Here is a 19,428-nt window from a genome sequence, read left to right as displayed (position 1 = left end):
CCACAATTCTGCTATTGTCCAAGGACCTCATCTCCTCCTCGTCGCCGCCAAGCGATCTGCTGTGAGCATGCACTGCGCCATCGCCGATTGACGATGGCGGGCCTGGACACCACGGAACGCCCTGCGATGGACACACCGCTCCCCGAACAGCCGCAATCGCGCGCCGAAAAAATCGTCGAGTTCAAACGCCAGAAAACCCTGCTCAAGACCGGCGCACTGCAAGACGCCATCTTCAACAGCGCCTATTTCTCGAGCATCGCCACCGATGAGAAAGGCGTGATCCAAATCTTCAATGTAGGCGCCGAACGCATGCTCGGCTATGCCGCCGCCGATGTGGTCAACCGCATCACCCCCGCCGATATCTCCGACCCCATCGAACTGGTCACCCGCGCTGCCGCGCTCAGCCAGGAACTGGATACGCCGATCACGCCGGGGTTCGAAGCGCTGGTGTTCAAGGCCTCCCGGGGTATAGAAGACATCTACGAGCTGACCTATATCCGCAAGGATGGCAGTCGCCTGTCGGCCATGGTGTCGGTGACCGCCTTGCGTAACCGGCATGACACGATCATCGGTTACCTGCTGATCGGCACCGACAACACCGCGCGCAAGCAGGAAGAAGCCGAACGCAAAGGCTTCGAGCGTGCCCTGGAAGAGAAGAACCTGGAGCTGGAGCACGCCAGCCACATGAAGTCCGAGTTCCTCGCCACCATGTCCCACGAACTGCGCACGCCGCTGAATGCCGTGATCGGTTTTTCCGAGGCGCTCAAGGACGGGCTGGTCGGGGAAATGAGCGAGACCCAGCGCGAGTACATCGGTGATATCTTCACCAGCGGCCAGCATTTGCTGTCATTGATCAACGACATTCTCGACCTGTCCAAGGTCGAGGCCGGCATGATGGAGCTGGAACTGGAGAGCGCGGAGCTTTCCAGCTTGTTGGCCAACAGCCTGTTGATCGTGCGGGAAAAGGCCGCGCTGCAACGTATTCAACTGAAGCTGGAAAGCCCTGAAGACTTCGGCTGTCTGGAACTGGACCTGCGCAAGACCAAGCAGATCGTCTACAACCTCCTGGCCAATGCGGTGAAGTTCAGCGAGCACGGCAGCTCAGTGACGCTGATGGTGCGCCAGGTGGCCCGCGAGCAGGTCGGGCAGATTCCCGGCGAATGGCCGGTGTACCGCTTCGACTTGCCCGACAGTGCGCATCAACAGTTCCTCGAGTTGAGCGTCAGCGATACCGGGATTGGTATAGCTGAAGGCGACATGGGCAAGCTGTTCAAGGCGTTCAGCCAGATCGACAGCAGCCTGGCGCGCAAATTCGAAGGCACCGGCCTGGGGCTGGCGATGGTCAAGCAGCTGACGGATTTGCACGGCGGCAGTGTAGCCGTGGCCAGCCGTGAAGGCTGTGGCGCGCGGTTTGTCGCGTGGTTGCCGCTGCATCGCACGCCGGAGGCAGCATGGCCGAGATCCTGATCATTGAAGACAATGAAGCCAATATGCGCCTGGCGCGCCTGTTGTTAGTGAATGCCAGCCACACGGTGCTGTGGGCACCCGATGCCGAAACCGGCCTGACCCTGGCCCGCGAACAACAGCCGGCGTTGATCCTGATGGACATCCAACTGCCCGGCATGGACGGCCTGGCGGCCACTGCGCTGCTCAAGCAAGACCCGCTGACCGCACACATCCCGGTGATCGCCTTGACGGCCATGGCGATGAAAGAAGACCGCGAAAAGACCCGGCTCGCCGGTTGTGACGCCTACATCACCAAGCCGTTGCGTTACAAAGAGCTGTACCAAGTGATCGACACCTTGCTGCAAACGCCCAACAGCCCCCTCACATGAGTCCGCTCCATGGCCAGCCAACCCGCGACGTTGTTGATCGTTGATGATGAACCCCAGGTGCGCAAACTCCTGGAAACCCTGCTGCAACACGAGGGCTACCAGACCCTGAGTGCAAGCAGCGGTGAAGAAGCCTTGCAGTTGGTGGCGCGGCAGCCCCCGGACCTGATCCTGCTCGACGTGATGATGCCGGGCATGGACGGCTATGAAGTCGCCAGCCAATTAAAGGGTGATGAAACCACCGCGGGTATCCCGATCATCATGTTATCCGCCCTCAGTGAGCAGAGCGCCCGTGTCAGTGGGCTGGAGGCCGGTGCCGAGGAGTTCATCAGCAAGCCGGTAGAACGTGTCGAGTTGTGGTTGCGAGTGCGCAACCTGCTGCGGCTCAAAGAGCGTGGTGACCTGGCAAGCCATTCGCGCGAACTGGGGCCACTGCAAACGGGGATAAACGTGCATGACCTGGCCCTTCAGGACCTCGAAAATGCCTTGCGCCAAGCCGTCGAGCGCGAAGACTTCACCGTGCATTACCAGCCCAAGGTCGATATCGCCAGCGGCCGCCTCTGCGCCCTCGAAGCGTTACTGCGCTGGGAGAGGCCCGACTACGGCGCTGTGTCCCCGGCCGTGTTTGTGCCGATATTGGAGCGCCTTGGGCTGATTGTACCTGTGGGACGCTGGGTGATAGAGCAGGTTTGCCAACAAATTGCCGAGTGGCAACGTGGCGCCATTGGTGCGGTGGAGGTGTCGGTGAACGTCTCCGGCCATCAACTGATCGAAGGCGACCTGATTGCCGATATCGCGCGCACCCTGGCGCAAACAGGTGTCGAGCCGCATTGGCTCGAAGTGGAGCTGACCGAAGGCTCCTTGATGGAAAACACCCAGCACACCATCGCCAGCCTGCAGCGCCTGCACGCGATGGGCGTGAAGATTTCCATCGATGACTTCGGCACCGGCTATTCGAGCCTGGCGTATCTGCGGCGTTTTCCTATCCATACGTTGAAGATCGACATTGCGTTTATCCGCGAAGTCACCACCAACCCGCAAGACGCGGCGATCACCCGCACCATCATTGAACTGGCCCACAGCCTCAACCTGCGGGTGGTGGCTGAAGGCGTGGAAACCCAGGCGCAGTTGGCGTTCTTGAAGGAGGCCGGTTGTGATCAGATCCAAGGCTACCTGTTCAGCCGGCCGTTACCCGTGGAAACCTTGGAGCGCTTGTTGCTGGAGCGTTGAGAGGTCCCTCTGACTGCATGTGCATGGATGCCGGAGGGCGCTACGGATCCGACACGCCGCCGCAAGCGCCAGGTGAGCACTCAGTCCAGATTCTCGGTATTGCCCACATCCGCCGCTTCATCCAGATCGTTGAGCGGCACTTCTGCGTCATCCATCAACGAGCCAGGGTCTTCATTGCCTGGGTCGTTGAGTTCGTCATCAAGTTCTTTTGACATCACCGTCTCCACTAACCGCCTTGGGTATCGATATCGGCATCGGTTTCAGCCTTGGGCTCCGGCTCCGGCTCGAAGTCTGGACTGTAGTCGTTTTCTTCAGCCTTGGGTTCTTTGGCCGGTGCCGGATCTTTTGGCGCGTCGGCGCCAGTACCTGGCGCGGGTTCGCCGCCGTCGATGGCCGGGTCGTTGCGCCCGCTGACTTGGGGATCGTCGTGTGTGTTCATGGGTCACCTCTTCTGTTCGCAGTATTGGGAAAATGCAGCCTGCGTAAAGGTAAGGTCACGCCCTGGGCAATGAAGTTCAAATTGCCTAAGAGCCTGGGTTATCTACCTGAATGTAGAACGCATAAGCCGCGAGCAGCACCCAGAACACCATGAACAGCCACGGGGCGCGCATGGAGAACAACAACGACTTGCGATAGCCCTTGTGGGACGACTCCATTTCGGAAAACAGCGGCGACTCGTCGTAGGCCATGCCCATCACTGGCTCGCTGCGCAGCAGTTCGCTTTGCTTGAAGTGCCAGTGGTCAATGATGTCATACGCCGCGCGTATGCCGGGCCAGGCGTTGAGTGAGCTGAGAATGCCCAGGAGCGCCAGGAACAGCGGCACCAACAGTGTGAACAATTTGCCCCATTCCGGGTTGAGGTTGCCCATGCCAGAGACAAAGGCGATCACCAGGAACGACTGCGCCGTGAGGTAGGCGTCGGTGCGGTTGGCCAGGATCGAGGTTTCGTATTGTATCTCGCGCCGATAGAAGTCGAGGCGGTCTTTGGGTGAGCCGAAGATCTTGGCGTTGTGTTCACTGTGATCTGTCAGGGTCGATTCTGGGGATTGGGGGGAGATGATTCTGGGCACATGCGTGCTCCGTTTTGGATCGAGTCTGTTTAGAAGGAAGGGGCGCTGGCGAAGTTCAAGTTAGTTTGCGCACCAATCTGGCGCATTTTGTAGTGAGCGGGCTTGCCCCGCGCTGGCGTGCGTAGCGCTCCCGTTTTTTTTGGGCCGCTGCGCAGCCCAGCGCGGGGCAAGCCCGCTTACGGCAATAGGGTTATTGGTGGTTTCGGCACACGCATTGCTTAACCCTTTCATCACTCACCTGCCTTGCCCGCTTACAGGAGCATTCGTTACCCACCGACCCAGAGCCGACCCCATAAGAAAGTAAGGACCAGGCCGGTTGGCACCTTCAGCCACGGCCTTATAAAAATGCGTTTTTTGAAGCGGCAGTGCCACTTGGCTATCCTCGGCACTGACAAGGTACTGGAATGGCTCGATCTTTCTTCGATGAAATGAATGACGCAAACGGCGCGTGCCGTGCGCATTATCAAGACTTCTCCCGCTGGCTGGCGAATACGCCGCCGGAACTGCTGGCCCAGCGTCGCCGTGAAGCCGACTTGCTGTTCCACCGCGCCGGGATTACGTTCACGCTGTATGGCGACGAGCAAGACACCGAGCGCCTGATCCCCTTCGACATCATCCCCCGCAGCATCCCCGCCAGTGAATGGAGCCTGATCGAACGCGGTTGTATCCAGCGCGTCAACGCGCTGAACATGTTCCTTGCCGACATCTACCACGACCAGCGCATTATCAAGGCCGGGATCATTCCGGCGGAACAGGTGCTGGGCAACGAGGGTTATCAGAAGGCGATGGTCGGCCTGGACCTGCACCGCGACATCTACTCGCATATTTCCGGTGTCGACCTGGTGCGCGATGGCGACGGCACCTACTACGTGCTCGAAGACAACCTGCGCACCCCCAGCGGCGTGAGCTACATGCTCGAAGACCGCAAAATGATGATGCGCCTGTTCCCCGAGGTGTTCGCCAAGCAGCGTATCGCGCCGGTGGACCATTACCCCAACCTGCTGCTCAAGACCCTGAAAAGCGCCAGCCGCCTGGACAACCCCAACGTGGTGGTGCTAACGCCAGGGCGCTTTAACAGTGCATTCTTCGAACATGCGTTCCTGGCCCGGGAAATGGGCGTGGAACTGGTGGAAGGCGCCGACTTGTTCGTACAGGACCTCAAGGTGTTCATGCGCACCACCGACGGCCCCAAGCCGGTCGACGTGATTTACCGGCGTATCGACGACGCCTTCCTCGACCCCAAGGCCTTCAACCCCGATTCGATGCTTGGCGTGCCCGGCCTGGTGGCCGCCTATTGCGCCGGCAACGTGGTGCTGGCCAATGCCATCGGCACCGGCGTGGCTGATGACAAGTCGATCTACCCCTACGTGCCCGAGATGATCCGCTTCTACTTGGATGAAGAACCGGTGCTGCAAAACGTGCCGACCTTCCAGTGCCGCAAACCCGACGAACTGTCCCACGTTCTGGCCAACCTGCCGCAACTGGTGGTCAAGGAAACCCAAGGCTCCGGCGGCTACGGCATGCTGGTCGGCCCGGCCTCCAGCGCCGCCGAGATCGAGGACTTCCGTCAACGCATCAAGGCCCGACCCCACGCGTATATCGCCCAACCCACACTGAGCCTGTCCACCTGCCCCACCTTTGTCGAGAACGGCATTGCTCCGCGCCATATCGACCTGCGGCCCTTTGTGCTGTCGGGCAAGGAAACCCGCCTCGTACCGGGTGGTCTTACCCGTGTTGCGCTGAAGGAAGGCTCACTGATCGTCAACTCGTCGCAAGGCGGCGGAACCAAGGACACCTGGGTGGTGGAGGACTGAGTATGTTGAGTAGAACCGCCGCAGACCTGTACTGGATGTCCCGTTACCTGGAGCGCGCCGAGAACCTGGCGCGGATGCTCGAGGTCAGCTACTCCCTGTCGTTGATGCCCCAGGCCGGGCATAGTGATGGCCTGGATGAACTGGCCATGTCGCTGCTCAGCAGCGGCACCCTGGACAATTACCTTGAGCGGCATACACAGCTGGATGCCGAGCGCATGTTGCACTTCTTTGCCCTCGACGAAGAGAACCCCGCCAGCATCTATAACTGCCTGCGCGCGGCGCGTGGCAATGCCCATGCGGTACGCGGGCGGATCACCGCCGACATGTGGGAAAACCTCAACGCCACCTGGCTGGAAATGCGCAGCATCGCCGCGGGCGGCCTGGCGCGGCATGGCATCAACCACTTTTGTGATTGGGTCAAGCAGCGTTCGCACCTTTTCCGGGGGGCCACCTCCGGGACGATCATGCGCAATGACGCCTATCGGTTTATCCGCCTGGGCACCTTCGTAGAGCGTGCGGATAACACCTTGCGCCTGCTGGATGCACGCTATGAGATGTTTGGCGAGGAGTCGGAGGAAGTCAGTGACTTGTCGGCACGCGGTTATTACCAATGGAGCGCCCTGCTCCGCGCGTTGTCGTCGTTCGAGGCGTACACCGAGTTGTATCCGAATGCGTTGAATGCTCGCTCGGTCTCAGAGTTGCTGTTGTTGCGCAGCGATGTGCCGCGTTCGTTGCATGCATGTATCGAGGAGTTGAGTCATATCCTGGCGGACTTGCCCGGCAGTTACGGGCGCACGGCGCAGCGGTTGGCCGCGGAGTTTGAGGCGCGGCTCAGGTATACGGGGATTGATGAGATTCTTGAGGATGGGTTGCATAGCCGCTTGACGGAATTTATTGACACGGTTCGGGAGTTGGCACAGGCGATTCATAGTTCGTATTTGGAAGTTGTTTGAAGCGGTGGGAGCGCGATTGCTCGCGGTGCGGTGGGTCAGTCAACGGTTGAGTGGCTGACCCGACGCATTCGCGGGCAAGCCCGCTCCCACATTTGGAGGGGGTTGGGGTTACGGTTTTCGTAGGAACGCGAGCATCAGCGTGTTGACCTGCTGGCTTTGTTCGTTCTGGATCCAGTGGCCGCAGTTGGGCAGCACGTGTTGTTCAAGGTGAGGCACTGAATCGGGCATGCGTTTGAGTGTGTGCGCCTCGAACACACCGACCGGGTCTCGGTCACCGATCAGGAATAGCGTGGGTTGCAACACCTGCTGGCCAGCCAGGCATTCGGTGCGTTGCCAGTTGCGTTCAAAGTTGCGGTACCAGTTCAGCGGGCCACGAAAACCGTGGTCGGCGAAGGTGTTTACGTAGACGTCCAGATCTGCCTGGGAACACCATTGCGGCAATGCGCCGGGCGCGGGAACGCCCTCAAGTAACCTGGCGCTCGGCGGTTTCTTTTGCAAAAACACATCCTGATCCTGCATGAACAGGCGCAGCGTGCGCTCGATGTCAGCGTTCAGCTCCTGCTCGGCAACGCCAGGCTCCTGGAAATACAGGATGTAGTTGAAGCGATCGGCGTACAGCTCACGCATGATTTCGATCACCGGCCGCCGCGCGCGCCCAGCGAATGGCACGGACATCGTGATCAAGTGCGTGACACGCTCGGGTTCGAGCAGCGCCAGGTGCCAGGCCACCACTGCCCCCCAGTCATGGCCGACCATCACCACCTGCGCATGGCCAAAATGGTCCATGGCCTGCTGGATATCCCCGCACAGGGTCAGCAGATCATAATCGGCGATCGCGGCGGGCGAACTGGTCTGGCCGTAGCCGCGCATTTCCGGGGCGAACACTCGGTAACCCGCAGCCGCCAATGCGCGAATCTGCTCGCGCCAGGAGTGCCAGCATTCCGGGAAACCGTGGAGCAGCCAGATCGGCGGGCCTTCGTCCGCCCCCGTGACCTGCACACTTAACTCAATGCCGTTGACCTGGATCCTGTGCTGCCGGGTAGCGTTCATCAGAGGCGTCCTTGTGTAGTTTGCGCTCGCGGTACTCTCGCGGTGAGCAATTCATCAAACGTTTGAAAGCACTGCTGAATGCGCTGTCCGACTGATAACCCAATGCCTGGCCGATGCTGGACACACTGCTGCTGGAGGTGTTCAACGCCTGTACCGCCAAATGCATGCGCCAGCGGGTCAGATATGCCTGAGGTGCCATGCCAACACTCCCCCTCCACCACCGCGTTGAACTTGATGCCACCCGGTGGTGGAAAATCCAGCGCCCAGTCGCCGCCCGCCTTCAAACCTGCAAAATACGAGTGGTGACTGCGTAACAACGCCACCACATCAGACAGGGTATCCATAAATAAAAAAGCTCCGGACGATCGCGACAGAAATACAGACTTTAGGCTATTCCGCGTCCGGCCCCAAAAAAACACTATAGGTCCTCCTGAGTGGAGAGCCTTATGACCAGCAAGCAAACCCCTATCAACAGCGGATTAGACGTCGCCGTGGTGCTGGACCAGCGTGGTCAAGCATGCGGTGTAGCCGCCCCCGCTCACGATGAAAGCAGGCGCTCCGGCGTCTATCCCTGGGCCGTCGACCTCGGAGCGTTTGTGGGCATTGAGCGAGCGACTGTGTGGCGTCACGCTCTGATCGTCGGTGCCCACCAGCGCGGCAACAATTGGCGCACCCGCGCCTCGCCGAACCGGTCATCGATCAACATCACCACACCCCGGTCCTGCTGGCTGCGGATCACCCTGCCCGCCGCCTGCACCACTTTCTGAATGCCGGGGTACAGGTAGGTGTAGTCGTAACCCGCGCCGAAGATCGCGCCCATGCGCAGTTTCATCTGTTCGTTGACCGGGTTCAGTTGGGGCAGCCCGAGGGTGGCAATAAAAGCACCGATCAAGCGCGCACCGGGCAAGTCAATGCCCTCGCCGAATGCGCCACCCAGTACGGCAAAACCGATGCCCTGGCTGTGCTCGGTGAACTGGTCAAGAAAGGCCTGGCGCTCGGCCTCCGCCATGCCGCGTGACTGCTGCCAGAGCGCGATCTGCGGGTGTCGCTCGCCGAGCAACTGCGCCACCTGCTGCAGGTAATCAAAGCTTGAGAAAAACGCCAGGTAGTTGCCAGGCTGCTGGGTGTACTGGTGGGCGATCAGCTCAACGATGGGTTCCAGCGAGGCGTTGCGATGGACGAAGCGTGTGGAGATTGCATCGACGATGCGCACCTGCAATTGCTCGGCCTTGAACGGTGACTCCACGTCGATCCACGCGGTATCCGCCGGCAGGCCCAGCAAGTCGGCGTAGTAATGACGAGGGCTGAGGGTGGCGGAAAACAGCACACTGCTGCGGGCCGCGGTCAATCGCGGGCGGATGAACTCGGCGGGCACCACGTTGCGCAGGCACAGGGTAGAGCTGCTGCGTTTGCCACTGAACTGGCGCTTGCTGATATCGAAAATAAAGTGCTCGTTGAACAGCTCGGCAACCTTGGCAAATTGCAGCACCTCGAAATAAAACGCTTGCAGGTCGCCACTGAGTGACTCGGGGTGCGCGTTGAAATAGTCGCCCATGGCGCTGGCACACAGGGTCAGGGCCTGTATCAGTTTTTCGGGTCGGGCGACATAAGCCTGGTACGGCGCGAGCTGGTCCTTGTGCAGCGCGTTCCACTCACGGTTGAGGCGCTGCAAGGGTTTCTTCAACGCTTCGGGCGCGGTGTCGCGCAGGGTCTTGAGGCTGTACTGGTCAAGGCTGGCGCTGTACATCGAACGGGCACGTTCGACCAGGTTGTGCGCCTCGTCCACCAATACGGCGGCGCGCCACTGATTGAGCTGGGCCAGGCCAAACAGCATGGCGCCAAAGTCGAAGTAGTAGTTGTAGTCGGCGACCACCAAGTCGGCCCAGCGCGCCATTTCCTGGCTCAGGTAGTAAGGGCAAACGTCATGGGCCAGGGCGACGTCGCGCAGGTTTCGCTGATCGAGCAGGCGCACCTTGGACGCGGCAATGCGCGCGGCGGGCAAGCGGTCATAGAAGCCTTGGGCCAGGGGGCAGGAATCGCCGTGGCAGGCCTTGTCCAGATGTTCACAGGCTTTGTCCCGCGCCACCAGTTCCAGCACGCGCAATGGCAGGCCGGGGCTGCTGGCGTATAGCACTTGGGCAGCATCCAGGGCGAGCTTGCGGCCGGGGGTCTTGGCGGTGAGGAAGAACAGCTTGTCCAGTTGCTGGGGCGCCAGGGCCTTGAGCAAAGGGAAAATCGTGCCGATGGTCTTACCGATACCCGTAGGCGCTTGAGCCATCAGGCAACGCCCGGTGCTGACGGCCTTGTACACCGACTCGGCCAGCGAACGCTGGCCAGGACGAAACCCGGCATGGGGAAAAACCAGGGTGTGCGCGGCGTTGTTGCGCGCTACGCGATGCTGCATTTCCTGCTGGGCCCAACCGAGGAACAGCGCGCATTGCTGATTGAAGAACGCCTCCAGCTCAGTCGCTTGAAAGCGTTGGTTCAGCACCGTCTCGCCTTCGCCGACGATATCGAAGTACACCAGTGCCAGGTCAATGTCCGCAAGGCCGAGTTTCTGGCACATCAGCCAGCCGTAGACCTTGACCTGGGCCCAATGTAGTTGGCGATGGTTGGCGGGCTGGGCATCGAGGTCGCCACGATAGGTTTTGACTTCTTCCAGGCGGTTGGCGTCCGGGTCATAGCCGTCCGCCCTGCCCCGTACCTTGAGTTGTTGGTAGTCGCCTTCAAGCGCGACTTCATTCTGGTAGTGCTTGCTGCGCCGTGACGCGACGGTGCGGTGGCCGAGAATGCCTTCCTGGGCGCTGGGGGAAGGCGTAAAGCGCAGGTCCAGGTCACCGACCTTGGCCGTGAACTCACACAACGCACGCACGGCAACGCTGTAACTCAAGCGGACTCTGCCCAGCGCACATAGCAGACCGTCACTGGCATCTGGTATTCGCCGCAGAACTCCAGCCAGCGCAACTGGTTGTCTTGCAGGCGATCGCCAGGGCCCTTGACCTCGATCATGCGGTAGGTCTTTTGCTCGGGCCAGAACTGGATCAGGTCCGGCATGCCGGCGCGGTTGGCGCGGATGTCCAGCAGCAGCCGTTCAAACCAGTAATGCAGGTGCTCGGCGGGCAGGCAGGCCAATGCCTGTTCCAGCAGTTCTTCGCTGAGCAGGTTCCAGAACACAAACGGCGACTGGATTCCCCACTTTTCGCTATAACGCTGGCGGATGGTGGTTTTATAGCGCTCGTCCTGCAACTGCTCGAAACACCCGGCGAACAGCGGCGCGCGGCGCTGGTGGAAGTCTTCGCTGTGCAAATCTGCGGGGCCGCGCTGGAACGGGTGGAAAAACGAACCTGGCAGCGGCGCAAAGATCACGTCCCAGCACAGCAGGCCGAACAGCGAATTGATCAGTCCGTTTTCAACGTAATGCACCGGCCCATCGGGCTCGCTGAGGTGAGCCTGCACGCAGTACTCCACCGACATCAACGGCTCGGGCAGCGCCAGGGCCAGATCCAGTCGCGTGACCGGCCGGGGCTTGGTTTTGGGCAACGCCGGTTCGCCCAATTTGCGCCGCAGGCGTGGCAACACACGCAACACGTGTTGCTGCTCGGCGGCGCTTTCCGGCATTTGTTGAGCGGCGTAAGCCAGGGCAATGGCCTGGGTGTAATCTTCCTGACGCTCCAGCACGCGGATCAGTCGCGCGCGGGCACCTGGGTAGGCGCACGCGCGGTAAATCTGCTCCGCCAAGCCCAGTTCCGCATTGCGTTCACAGTACTGGCCCACTTGGAACAATAGCTTGGCCCGGCGTTTTTCCAGCCAGGGGTTATCGGTGTTCAGGGTAGCGATCCGCACGAGCACTTCTTCCAGCGCCTGGCCTGTTTCAAAGGCCTGCTGGCACTGGTGCAGGAACAAAAAACCGTGCACGTCGTCTCGGCTGCGCAAACCGCGGGACTCGGCACAGAATTCGACTTTTTCATAGGTATAGATGCCAAGGTCGGCCAGCACGAATTCTGACCAGTCCTGATGCAGGTTGCCAAAGAACATCAGGCGCAGGCGGTCGCACAATTCCATCACGGTGAGGCTGTACAGCGTGTCAGCCAATGCGGGGCACCACGTGGCGAAACTGCGGCTGTCGACAAACTGCGCCGCCAGCCCTTCCAGCCAGTCGGTTTTCCTCGCTTTGGGTTGGTCGATCCAAGGCTTGAACGCCGCGAGAAGTTCGCCTTTCTGCAACAAGGCGAACAGCTCTTCAAAGCTCAGCAGGCATTGATCATTCACCCAGCCCAGTGCCAACAACGGCTCGGCAGCGGCGTGCGGGCAACCGATCTCGAGGTAACTGAGCTTGCCCGCACGAAAATGCACACCCTTGCGCATCACCATGCGCACCAACAACGCCTGGGACGCTTGCGGCAACCTGTCAAATTGCTGAATGAAATGCTGTTCGTCCGGATCAAGCAAATCCGCATAGCGCTGCTCCAGCCAGTGCAGGACCTGACGGAAGTTATGCAGGTAATAGAGCGGGTCTTCGAGGGGATTGGCCATGGCGCACAGTGATCAAGTACTGGTTATGCATACAGAGTGCCGCCGCAGATGCCAGGTTGCAATCGGTAATAGATAAATGGCGCCTGCAACTTTTTACGTAAAAGTGATCAGATGGGTGAGTCGATGGCGTAACATTTGTGGCCCGCGGCCTCTGGCGTGGGACTTTTCAGGGTTAAGGTAAGGGTTATGAACATGAAGAATTTGGGTCTGCCACTGGTTGCACTCACTTTTCTGGTATTGGCCGGTTGCGCGACGCAAACCGTGGTAACGCTGCAAAATGGCACACAGTATTTGACCAAGGACACCCCAAAAACCAAGACTGCCGACGGCTTCTACGAATTCACCGACATCGCCGGCAAACGCATCCGTGTCAAAGCCGACGACGTAGCCACCGTGCGCAAGGAAGATTAGGCAACGCAGGTCAAATGTGGGAGCTGGCTTGCCTGCGATAGCGGTATCTCAGGTACATAGCCGCTGCATGACACTCCGCCATCGCGGGCAAGCCCGCTCCCACAGTGAATTGCATTCCAGCCCCGGCTGATGTCCATCTCCCCCCAAAAAACCAGCGCTACAATCGCGGCCCAAACGCCTCATCCACCTTCGCCAAATCAGTATCCCGCAGATTCCCCGCGTAATAATGCAACTTGGTCCAAGCCATCAAATAGTCATACCGCGCCTGCGCCAGGTCACGCCGGGTGCTGTACAGCTGCTGCTCAGCGTTCAGCGCATCAAGGTTGACCCGCTCCCCCCCGAGGATGCTTTGCTTGGTCGACACCACCAGCGCTTCGGCTGACACCAACGCCTTCTGGTACGCCCGCAACTTGCTCACCCCCGACAGACACGCACTGAACTGGCGACGCAACTCGATCAGGGTTTCGCGGGTCTTGCCCTCCAGCTCGTACTCGGCCTGTTCCATGGCGCGGCTGGCCTGGCGGGTGGACGCCGAGATACCGCCACCGGCATACAGCGGCAGGCTGACTTCGACGCCGATGGTGTTGGTGTCATAGCGTTGGTTGTAGGTATTGCCGCTGTCGGACTCCTGCTGGCGCGAACTGGCGTACGCCGTGACCTTGGGCAAATGCCCGGCGCGGTTGCGCTCCACCTCATAACGCGCCACTTCCAGGGCCTGGCGCTGGGACGCCAGCGTGGGGTTGTTGCTGATCGCCAGTTCATGCCAGGTGTCATAGTTGGCCGGGGTCAAGGTGAACGCGACAAACCCCTGGTTCAAAGGGGCCAGGTCATTGATGTTGACGCTTTGCACGCCGATCAATGCACCCAGCTCGCGCAAGGACGCGTCCTGTTCATCCATCGCCTGGATTTCTTCGGCGGTGGCCAGTTCGTAGCGCGACTCGGCCTCCAGAATGTCCGTGCGAGTACCCTCGCCCTGCTGGAACAGGTGCTGGTTTTGCTGGAACTGCTGCTCGAAGGCCCTCTTCTTGGCGCGGGCGATGTCGATCTGGTCCTGGGCAAACAACGCCTCGGTGTAATACGTCAGCACGCGCACCAGCAGCGCCTGGCTCTTGTCGCGAAAGCTTTCATCGGCGAACAGCGCCTGGGCCACGCCTTTACGGTAGTTGGCGTAGGCCTCGTAGTCGAGCAGCGGCTGTTGCAGGCTGAAGGTAGAACCGTAGCTGTTGTAGTTGCGGTCGTCGTGATAACTGCCGCCGCGCCCGTCCGGCAAGGTGGCCTGGGAGTTATTGCGGCCCTTGTTGTAGTTGTACGACAGTTTGGGCAACAAGCCCGCACGGCCGATGGCGCGATTCTCCAGGCCGGCGTCACGCTCTTTGATAGCGCCGAGGAACACCGGGTCGTTACGCAAGGCCTGCTCGTACACATCGAACGGGCCCATGGCGGCCTGGGCGTTGGCGCAGGTCAACAGCAAGGCGATAAACACAGCTTTCATGTCTATTCCTCGGTCAACGCGGAGCCGGCGCGGTCGAGCAGCGGCTTGAACAGGTAATTGAGCAACGAGCGCTCGCCGGTACGCACGAACATCTCGGCGGGCATGCCTGGCTTGATCACCAACCCGTGGAGTTTTTCCAGTGCCGCGTCGCTGACCGTGGAGCGCAGCACGTAATACGGCGCGCCAGTTTTTTCATCGAGCATTTGGTCGGCGGAGATCAGGCTGACCTCGCCCGGCACACGCGGTGTGCGGCTCTGGTTGAAAGCGGTGAACAGGATGTCGACCGGCAGGTGCGTTCCCACTTTGTCCACCAGGTGCACCGGCAAGTGCCCTTCCACTTCCAGGCGCGTGTCCTGGGGCACGATCTCCAGCAAGGTCTCGCCGGCGCGCACCACGGCGCCGACGGTGTGCACGCCGAGGTTGACCGCGATGCCATCCGCCGGGGCGTTGATTTCGCTGTGTTGCAGGTCGAACCCGGCTGAGGTGAGTTGCTGTTCCAGGGTCAGGCTGCGCAGTTGTGCGTCGGCCAATTGGCTGCGCACTTCCTTCTGGTATTCCTCGCTGTGCTGCTGCAATTTCAGGCGCGATTCGAGGATGCCCTGCTCCACGCGTCCACTTTCGCCGGTGTTCTGCGCCAAGTCCTGTTGCACTTGGGACAACTGCCGCTGGTACTCCATCAGCCGGTTGCGCGGGATGTAACCGTTGTCGGCCAACGGTTGCAGGTTGCCGAGTTGCTCGCGCAAGGATTGGGCCTGCGCCGTCAGGTCGCTGCGGGCACGGCGCATGCCGTTCAGTTGCGCAGTGGCACCTTCAATATTGGCGCGGATACCGGCCTGTTCGCGGGCAAACGCTTCGCGACGGCTGCTGAACAGTTGGCGCTGGCCTTCCAGTACCAGCGCCAGGGCTGGGTCGGGATTGGCGCCCAACTCGGCAGGAAAGGTAATGCGGGTTTGGTTGTCACGCTCGCTCTGCCAACGCGCCACGCTGGCCCAGGCCATGCGGTACTGGGCTTGCAGTGACTGCACGTCGGCCTGGTGCTGGGTCTGGTCGAGGCGAAACAGCGGTTGGCCTTGTTTAACCGTTTCACCCTCCTTCACCAGAATCTGGCTGACCACACCAGGGCTGAGGGTTTGCACAGCTTTGCGCTTGCCGGATACCACCACCGTGCCCTGTACCGGAATGCCCTGGTCCAACGGGGCCAGGCTGGCCCACAGGAAAAATCCGCCGGCACCGACTACCGTCAGCAACCAGCCCATTCGGGCGAAGAACCCGGCGTCGCGCTCTTTGAAACGCGGTTCAAAAGTGATGCTGCTCATGCGCCTGGATTCCTTCCGGCCTGGTACTGACGACTGAAACTGACGCCGGTTTTTTCCTTCGGTGCTTCCTGCTGACCCGACAACGCCCGCAGCACCTCCTGGCTCGGCCCGAACGCCTGCAAATGCCCTTCACTGAGCACCAGCAGCTTATCGGCCTGGGCCAGCGCCGAAGAGCGATGGGTCACCAGCACCACGCTGCTGCCCTGGGCTTTCATCTGCACGATGGCGCTGGCCAGGGCGGCTTCGCCGACGGTGTCGAGGTTGGAGTTGGGCTCATCCAGCACGATCAGACGCGGCCCGCCATACAGCGCGCGGGCCAGCGCCACCCGTTGTTTCTGGCCGCCGGACAGGCCACCGCCGTTGTCGCCCAAAACGGTGTCGTAGCCCTGGGGCAACCGCAGGATCAGTTCATGCACGCCCGCCTGCTGCGCGGCGCGCACCACTGATTCGGGATCAGCTTCGCGAAAGCGCGCGATGTTGTCGGCGATGCTGCCGCTGAACAGTTCGATGTCCTGGGGCAAGTAGCCGATGTGCGGCCCCAGGTCGTTGCGGTCCCAGCGATGAATATCCGCGCCATCCAGGCGCACGGTGCCGGCCAGCGTCGGCCATATCCCCACCAATACACGCGCCAGGGTGGATTTGCCAGAGCCCGATGCGCCGAGCACACCGAGCACTTCACCGGCGCCCAAGTTGAAGCTGACCTGCTGCAAGGTCGCCACACGCTTTCCGGGCGGGCCCGCACTGACCTGTTCGAAACTGATTTGGCCGAGCGGCGTCGGCAATTTCATCTGCTCCACTTGCGGAGGAAACTCGCGAAGCAACTCATCCAGCCGCTGGTAGGCCAGCTTGGCCGAACTCCACTGCTTCCACACCGCAATCAACTGGTCGATGGGGCTGAGCACCCGGCCCATCAGGATCGAACCGGCAATCATCATCCCGGCGGTCATATCGCCTCTGATCACCAGTAAAGCGCCAAGCCCCAGCACCAGCGATTGCAGGCACAGGCGCACGGACTTGCTCAATGACGTGACCACCGAACCGGTATCACTGGCCTTGTTCTGCAGGCCAAGGAACCGCGAATGCACCGCAAACCAGCGTTTGCGCAGCGCGCCGAGCATGCCCATGGCCTGAATGGTCTCGGCATTGTGCAAGTGGCTGGTGGCCAATTGCGTGGATTGCTGGGAGTAACCGCTGGCCTCCCCCAACGGCTTTTTGGTCAGGTATTCATTCAGGCATGCCAAGCCGATCAGCAGCGCGGCACCGGCGGTGGCCAGCACGCCAAGCCACACGTTGAACAGGAAGATCACGAACAGATAGATGGGAAACCACGGCGCATCGAAAAATGCGAACAACGCAGGGCCCGTGATGAACTGACGAATATGGGTCAAGTCGCCCAAGGATTGCCCGGCATGCCCCTGGCCACGTTGCAGGTTGCGTTCAAACGCGGCCTTGTAGACGCGCACGTTGAAACGCCGCTCCAGTTGGCTACCGATCCGGATCACGATAAAACTGCGGATCACCTCAAGCAGGCCGATAAACGCAAAAAAACCTACGACCATCAGCGTCAACATCACCAGGGTGGTTTCATTCTGGGAGGACAGCACACGGTCATACACTTGCAGCATGTAAATCGACGGCACCAGCATCAACAGGTTAATCAATGCAGTGAAACAGCCAACACTGATCAAGATGCTCTTGTATTCACCCAGCGCCTTGAATAACGGCGCGACGGCATGGGACTTAGCCATGGTGTCTGATCTTCCCTGAACCAAATTGCGCGCGATAGTTGCCCTTGCCCCGACGCACAGGGCGGCCAACTAATAAAATCAAGTTATAAACGTATAACAATAACTAAGGTGTGCGTTGCAAGACAACTTCCAGCCCACTGGGCGTGCGACCTTTATATCCGCCCTCTGTCTGGCGGTTCAGGTGGGTAATCCCGCTGCCCTCGGCATTCATCAGCCAAATTCCGTCCGGTGTTGGCGACCAGCTCAGGGGCTTGTCGCCCAGCCACTGCTCGACACACGCCACGTCGCCGCCCAAGGCATTGGCCTGCTCCAGCAGGTCCAGCGCGCACACCCGATCCTGCTGGTGCAACTGCCAATGGCCGGCCAACTGGGCGGTGGTAGGTAATACAAGACTGCTCGCCATTGCGTGGGCTCCTGCCGACACGAACATCACCTGCAACACGCAGGCGATCAATTTGAAAAAACGCTGCATCGCTATGCTCCATCCGTAAAGCGCGACGCCGAGGCGCCGCGCCCGTGCATCACGCTACGATGTCGCTGACCGCAGCCTGGCCGACGGTGGTGACGAGGAAGTCCGCCACGCCGTGCCCGGAGAAGTCCACTGCCAAGGTGCCCAGGTTGGTACCTGCGGCGTAGGTCAGCACAGCATCGCCGGCATGCCCGGTGAAGGCATTGACGAAGGTCAGGCCTGCACCTTTGGTAATGCCGGACAGGTCGATCTTGTCCGAACCCGAGGCAAAGTCAAAGATCTTGTCCACAGCCCCTGGCTTGGAGTCGGAACTGGCACCGAACACAAAGGTGTCGTTGCCGGCGCCGCCCCACAGCTGGTCCGCACCGCCGCCACCGTAGATGAGGTCGTTGCCGGCCCCGCCCTTGATTACGTTGGCGGCGTTGTTACCGATGATCAGGTCGTTGCCCGCGCCACCGAACGCGTTCTCGAGGGTCACGCCCTTGGCGATGGACACGTTGCCCACCAAGCCACCCACGTCCGAGAACGAAGCCTCATTGAGGTTGATCTTTTGGTTCTGAGTGAAACCGGAGAAGTCCAGGGTGTCATTGCCACCACCGTCCCACACCGAGAACACCAGCTTGTCGGCATTGGACGAAGCGCTGAGGAAATCACGCCCGGTGTTGGAGTTGAAACCGTAGGTGGTGTCGCCGGCACGGGTGTTGTAGTTGGCGCCGTAGAGCTTCTGGATCGCGGCAATGTCGTCGATCAACGGCCCGGACGCGTAAGCCTCGACGCCGCCTTTGCTGAAGTTCTGGTTAGTGTTGCTCTCGCTCCAGTAGCTCATCAGGCTGTAGCCGCGCGTGTCCTGTCCATAGGTCGCGTCGTTGTAGGTCGGGTTGCCATTCCCGGCGTTGTAGTCGCCAGGGTGAGCCAGGCCCAGGGTGTGGCCGATTTCGTGGGTCAGGGTTTGCCGGCCGTAGTTGTTCAGGTCCGGGGTCTTGTTGGGCGTGTAGCTGTTGTTGGTCAGGTACCACGAGGTGCCGTCGTAGCCTGCGCCGGTGCCGGGCAAGTAGGCGAAGGCCGCCGCGCCGTCCTGGCCGCTGCTGTAGTTGCCGAAGGTCATGTGGCCGTCACCGCCGGTGGCTTTCTCGGTGAAGGTGACGTTGGCCACGTCCGCCCAGGATTGCATGGCCAGTGCGGCCTGTGCTTTCTGCTGGGTGTTGAACTGACTGAAACCCGAGATGCCATGTTTGTTCATGGTGCTCGAAGAGGCCGAGGTGAGGAAGGTGTAGGTCAGGTCGATCTTGCCGTTGCCGTCAACGTCCCGGTACGCGGCGCCGTCGCGCAACAGCTGGGTGGCTGCCTGGTCAACGGTGTAGGAGGGTTTGCCATTGACCGTGAGGTTGCCGCCACGGTCGTACAAATGGCTAAAGCTATCGATTTGCGAGTAAGCGGTACTGGCTTGGGCCGCCGACACGATAGCCTTGTCTTTTACTTTTGACATAAACGTACTTCCTTGTTTGCAAGT

The 19,428-nt window shown here is 60.6% G+C and carries 18 protein-coding genes and 1 pseudogene; 6 read left to right on the top strand and 13 right to left on the bottom strand.

What is annotated here, in order from left to right; all coding sequences use genetic code 11:
* Positions 1–126 precede the first annotated feature (126 nt).
* Genes AACY44_RS09340 through AACY44_RS09330 form a run of 3 tightly spaced genes read left to right on the top strand, consistent with a single transcriptional unit; the run spans position 127 to position 3,062 of the window.
* Positions 127–1,467 (top strand): sensor histidine kinase, encoded by a 1,341-nt coding sequence (locus AACY44_RS09340; protein WP_339420211.1) that lies wholly within the window; start codon positions 127–129, stop codon positions 1,465–1,467.
* Entirely contained in the window at positions 1,452–1,835 is a 384-nt protein-coding gene (locus tag AACY44_RS09335; RefSeq protein WP_339420210.1) for a response regulator, read from the top strand. The genes AACY44_RS09340 and AACY44_RS09335 overlap by 16 nt, the downstream gene beginning before the upstream one ends.
* A 9-nt stretch (positions 1,836–1,844) precedes the next feature.
* Positions 1,845–3,062: an EAL domain-containing response regulator gene (locus AACY44_RS09330; RefSeq protein ID WP_339437242.1), complete on the top strand. Its 1,218-nt coding sequence runs from the start codon at positions 1,845–1,847 to the stop codon at positions 3,060–3,062.
* Between the two features lie 80 nt (positions 3,063–3,142).
* On the opposite strand, the gene AACY44_RS09325 is transcribed toward AACY44_RS09330, so the two are convergent.
* The 3 genes from AACY44_RS09325 to AACY44_RS09315 form a co-directional block, all read right to left on the bottom strand.
* Entirely contained in the window at positions 3,143–3,277 is a 135-nt protein-coding gene (locus AACY44_RS09325) for a hypothetical protein (protein ID WP_339420206.1), read from the bottom strand.
* 11 nt (positions 3,278–3,288) lie between these two features.
* Positions 3,289–3,501, bottom strand: a complete 213-nt coding sequence (locus AACY44_RS09320) for a hypothetical protein (RefSeq protein ID WP_339420205.1) — start codon at positions 3,499–3,501, stop codon at positions 3,289–3,291.
* An 85-nt stretch (positions 3,502–3,586) separates the two neighbouring features.
* Entirely contained in the window at positions 3,587–4,132 is a 546-nt protein-coding gene (locus AACY44_RS09315; protein ID WP_339420203.1) for a hypothetical protein, read from the bottom strand.
* A 404-nt stretch (positions 4,133–4,536) separates the two neighbouring features.
* Between AACY44_RS09315 and AACY44_RS09310 the strand changes: the two genes are divergently transcribed.
* Positions 4,537–5,946 (top strand): circularly permuted type 2 ATP-grasp protein, encoded by a 1,410-nt coding sequence (locus AACY44_RS09310; RefSeq protein ID WP_339428449.1) that lies wholly within the window; start codon positions 4,537–4,539, stop codon positions 5,944–5,946.
* 2 nt (positions 5,947–5,948) lie between these two features.
* A complete protein-coding gene (locus tag AACY44_RS09305; protein ID WP_339428448.1) occupies positions 5,949–6,899 on the top strand; it encodes an alpha-E domain-containing protein in 951 nt (316 codons plus the stop codon).
* Between the two features lie 108 nt (positions 6,900–7,007).
* Here the strand turns inward: AACY44_RS09305 and AACY44_RS09300 are convergent, their stop codons facing one another.
* The 5 genes and pseudogenes from AACY44_RS09300 to AACY44_RS09285 form a co-directional block, all read right to left on the bottom strand.
* Positions 7,008–7,949, bottom strand: coding sequence for an alpha/beta fold hydrolase (locus AACY44_RS09300; protein ID WP_339420199.1), 942 nt, complete (start codon positions 7,947–7,949; stop codon positions 7,008–7,010).
* Positions 7,906–8,148, bottom strand: coding sequence for a helix-turn-helix domain-containing protein (locus AACY44_RS09295; RefSeq protein ID WP_339437244.1), 243 nt, complete (start codon positions 8,146–8,148; stop codon positions 7,906–7,908). Before AACY44_RS09295 ends, AACY44_RS09300 begins: the two co-directional genes overlap by 44 nt.
* Before the next feature lie 55 nt (positions 8,149–8,203).
* Positions 8,204–8,293, bottom strand: a pseudogene (locus AACY44_RS27730) (hypothetical protein); the annotation flags it as partial.
* A 281-nt stretch (positions 8,294–8,574) separates the two neighbouring features.
* Positions 8,575–10,839 (bottom strand): ATP-dependent DNA helicase, encoded by a 2,265-nt coding sequence (locus AACY44_RS09290; RefSeq protein ID WP_339530111.1) that lies wholly within the window; start codon positions 10,837–10,839, stop codon positions 8,575–8,577.
* A complete protein-coding gene (locus tag AACY44_RS09285; protein ID WP_339530109.1) occupies positions 10,836–12,482 on the bottom strand; it encodes a VRR-NUC domain-containing protein in 1,647 nt (548 codons plus the stop codon). The genes AACY44_RS09290 and AACY44_RS09285 overlap by 4 nt, the downstream gene beginning before the upstream one ends.
* A 186-nt stretch (positions 12,483–12,668) precedes the next feature.
* Here AACY44_RS09285 and AACY44_RS09280 point away from each other — a divergent pair, with 186 nt between their 5' ends.
* Positions 12,669–12,893, top strand: a complete 225-nt coding sequence (locus tag AACY44_RS09280) for a YgdI/YgdR family lipoprotein (RefSeq protein WP_049708369.1) — start codon at positions 12,669–12,671, stop codon at positions 12,891–12,893.
* A gap of 157 nt (positions 12,894–13,050) precedes the next feature.
* Here the strand turns inward: AACY44_RS09280 and AACY44_RS09275 are convergent, their stop codons facing one another.
* The 5 genes from AACY44_RS09275 to AACY44_RS09255 all read right to left on the bottom strand — a co-directional run bounded on the left by AACY44_RS09275 (position 13,051) and on the right by AACY44_RS09255 (position 19,404).
* On the bottom strand, positions 13,051–14,385 hold the full coding sequence (locus tag AACY44_RS09275; RefSeq protein WP_339420186.1) for a TolC family outer membrane protein: 1,335 nt from the start codon (positions 14,383–14,385) through the stop codon (positions 13,051–13,053).
* A 2-nt stretch (positions 14,386–14,387) separates the two neighbouring features.
* Complete coding sequence (locus tag AACY44_RS09270; RefSeq protein ID WP_339437246.1) at positions 14,388–15,701, bottom strand: HlyD family type I secretion periplasmic adaptor subunit; 1,314 nt, start codon at positions 15,699–15,701, stop codon at positions 14,388–14,390.
* Positions 15,698–17,449: a type I secretion system permease/ATPase gene (locus AACY44_RS09265; protein WP_339530106.1), complete on the bottom strand. Its 1,752-nt coding sequence runs from the start codon at positions 17,447–17,449 to the stop codon at positions 15,698–15,700. Before AACY44_RS09265 ends, AACY44_RS09270 begins: the two co-directional genes overlap by 4 nt.
* 103 nt (positions 17,450–17,552) lie before the next feature.
* Positions 17,553–17,921, bottom strand: a complete 369-nt coding sequence (locus tag AACY44_RS09260; RefSeq protein WP_339437247.1) for a protease inhibitor Inh/omp19 family protein — start codon at positions 17,919–17,921, stop codon at positions 17,553–17,555.
* Between the two features lie 49 nt (positions 17,922–17,970).
* Entirely contained in the window at positions 17,971–19,404 is a 1,434-nt protein-coding gene (locus AACY44_RS09255) for a serralysin family metalloprotease (protein WP_339494568.1), read from the bottom strand.
* Positions 19,405–19,428: the final 24 nt, after the last annotated feature.

The organism is Pseudomonas sp. RA_15y_Pfl1_P11, from assembly GCF_963970975.1.
Taxonomy (GTDB): domain Bacteria; phylum Pseudomonadota; class Gammaproteobacteria; order Pseudomonadales; family Pseudomonadaceae; genus Aquipseudomonas; species Aquipseudomonas tritici.
This window is presented reverse-complemented; position numbering and strand designations above follow the sequence as displayed.

What these genes read in the sequence shown, in the direction of transcription:
- AACY44_RS09340 (WP_339420211.1), top strand. Translation starts at nt 127, where the DNA reads ATGGACACACCGCTCCCCGAACAGCCGCAATCGCGCGCCGAAAAAATC.
- AACY44_RS09335 (WP_339420210.1), top strand. Translation starts at nt 1,452, where the DNA reads ATGGCCGAGATCCTGATCATTGAAGACAATGAAGCCAATATGCGCCTG.
- AACY44_RS09330 (WP_339437242.1), top strand. Translation starts at nt 1,845, where the DNA reads ATGGCCAGCCAACCCGCGACGTTGTTGATCGTTGATGATGAACCCCAG.
- AACY44_RS09325 (WP_339420206.1), bottom strand. Translation starts at nt 3,277, where the DNA reads ATGTCAAAAGAACTTGATGACGAACTCAACGACCCAGGCAATGAAGAC.
- AACY44_RS09320 (WP_339420205.1), bottom strand. Translation starts at nt 3,501, where the DNA reads ATGAACACACACGACGATCCCCAAGTCAGCGGGCGCAACGACCCGGCC.
- AACY44_RS09310 (WP_339428449.1), top strand. Translation starts at nt 4,537, where the DNA reads ATGGCTCGATCTTTCTTCGATGAAATGAATGACGCAAACGGCGCGTGC.
- AACY44_RS09305 (WP_339428448.1), top strand. Translation starts at nt 5,949, where the DNA reads ATGTTGAGTAGAACCGCCGCAGACCTGTACTGGATGTCCCGTTACCTG.
- AACY44_RS09300 (WP_339420199.1), bottom strand. Translation starts at nt 7,949, where the DNA reads ATGAACGCTACCCGGCAGCACAGGATCCAGGTCAACGGCATTGAGTTA.
- AACY44_RS09295 (WP_339437244.1), bottom strand. Translation starts at nt 8,148, where the DNA reads ATGGCACCTCAGGCATATCTGACCCGCTGGCGCATGCATTTGGCGGTA.
- AACY44_RS09285 (WP_339530109.1), bottom strand. Translation starts at nt 12,482, where the DNA reads ATGGCCAATCCCCTCGAAGACCCGCTCTATTACCTGCATAACTTCCGT.
- AACY44_RS09280 (WP_049708369.1), top strand. Translation starts at nt 12,669, where the DNA reads ATGAACATGAAGAATTTGGGTCTGCCACTGGTTGCACTCACTTTTCTG.
- AACY44_RS09275 (WP_339420186.1), bottom strand. Translation starts at nt 14,385, where the DNA reads ATGAAAGCTGTGTTTATCGCCTTGCTGTTGACCTGCGCCAACGCCCAG.
- AACY44_RS09270 (WP_339437246.1), bottom strand. Translation starts at nt 15,701, where the DNA reads ATGAGCAGCATCACTTTTGAACCGCGTTTCAAAGAGCGCGACGCCGGG.
- AACY44_RS09265 (WP_339530106.1), bottom strand. Translation starts at nt 17,449, where the DNA reads ATGGCTAAGTCCCATGCCGTCGCGCCGTTATTCAAGGCGCTGGGTGAA.
- AACY44_RS09260 (WP_339437247.1), bottom strand. Translation starts at nt 17,921, where the DNA reads ATGCAGCGTTTTTTCAAATTGATCGCCTGCGTGTTGCAGGTGATGTTC.
- AACY44_RS09255 (WP_339494568.1), bottom strand. Translation starts at nt 19,404, where the DNA reads ATGTCAAAAGTAAAAGACAAGGCTATCGTGTCGGCGGCCCAAGCCAGT.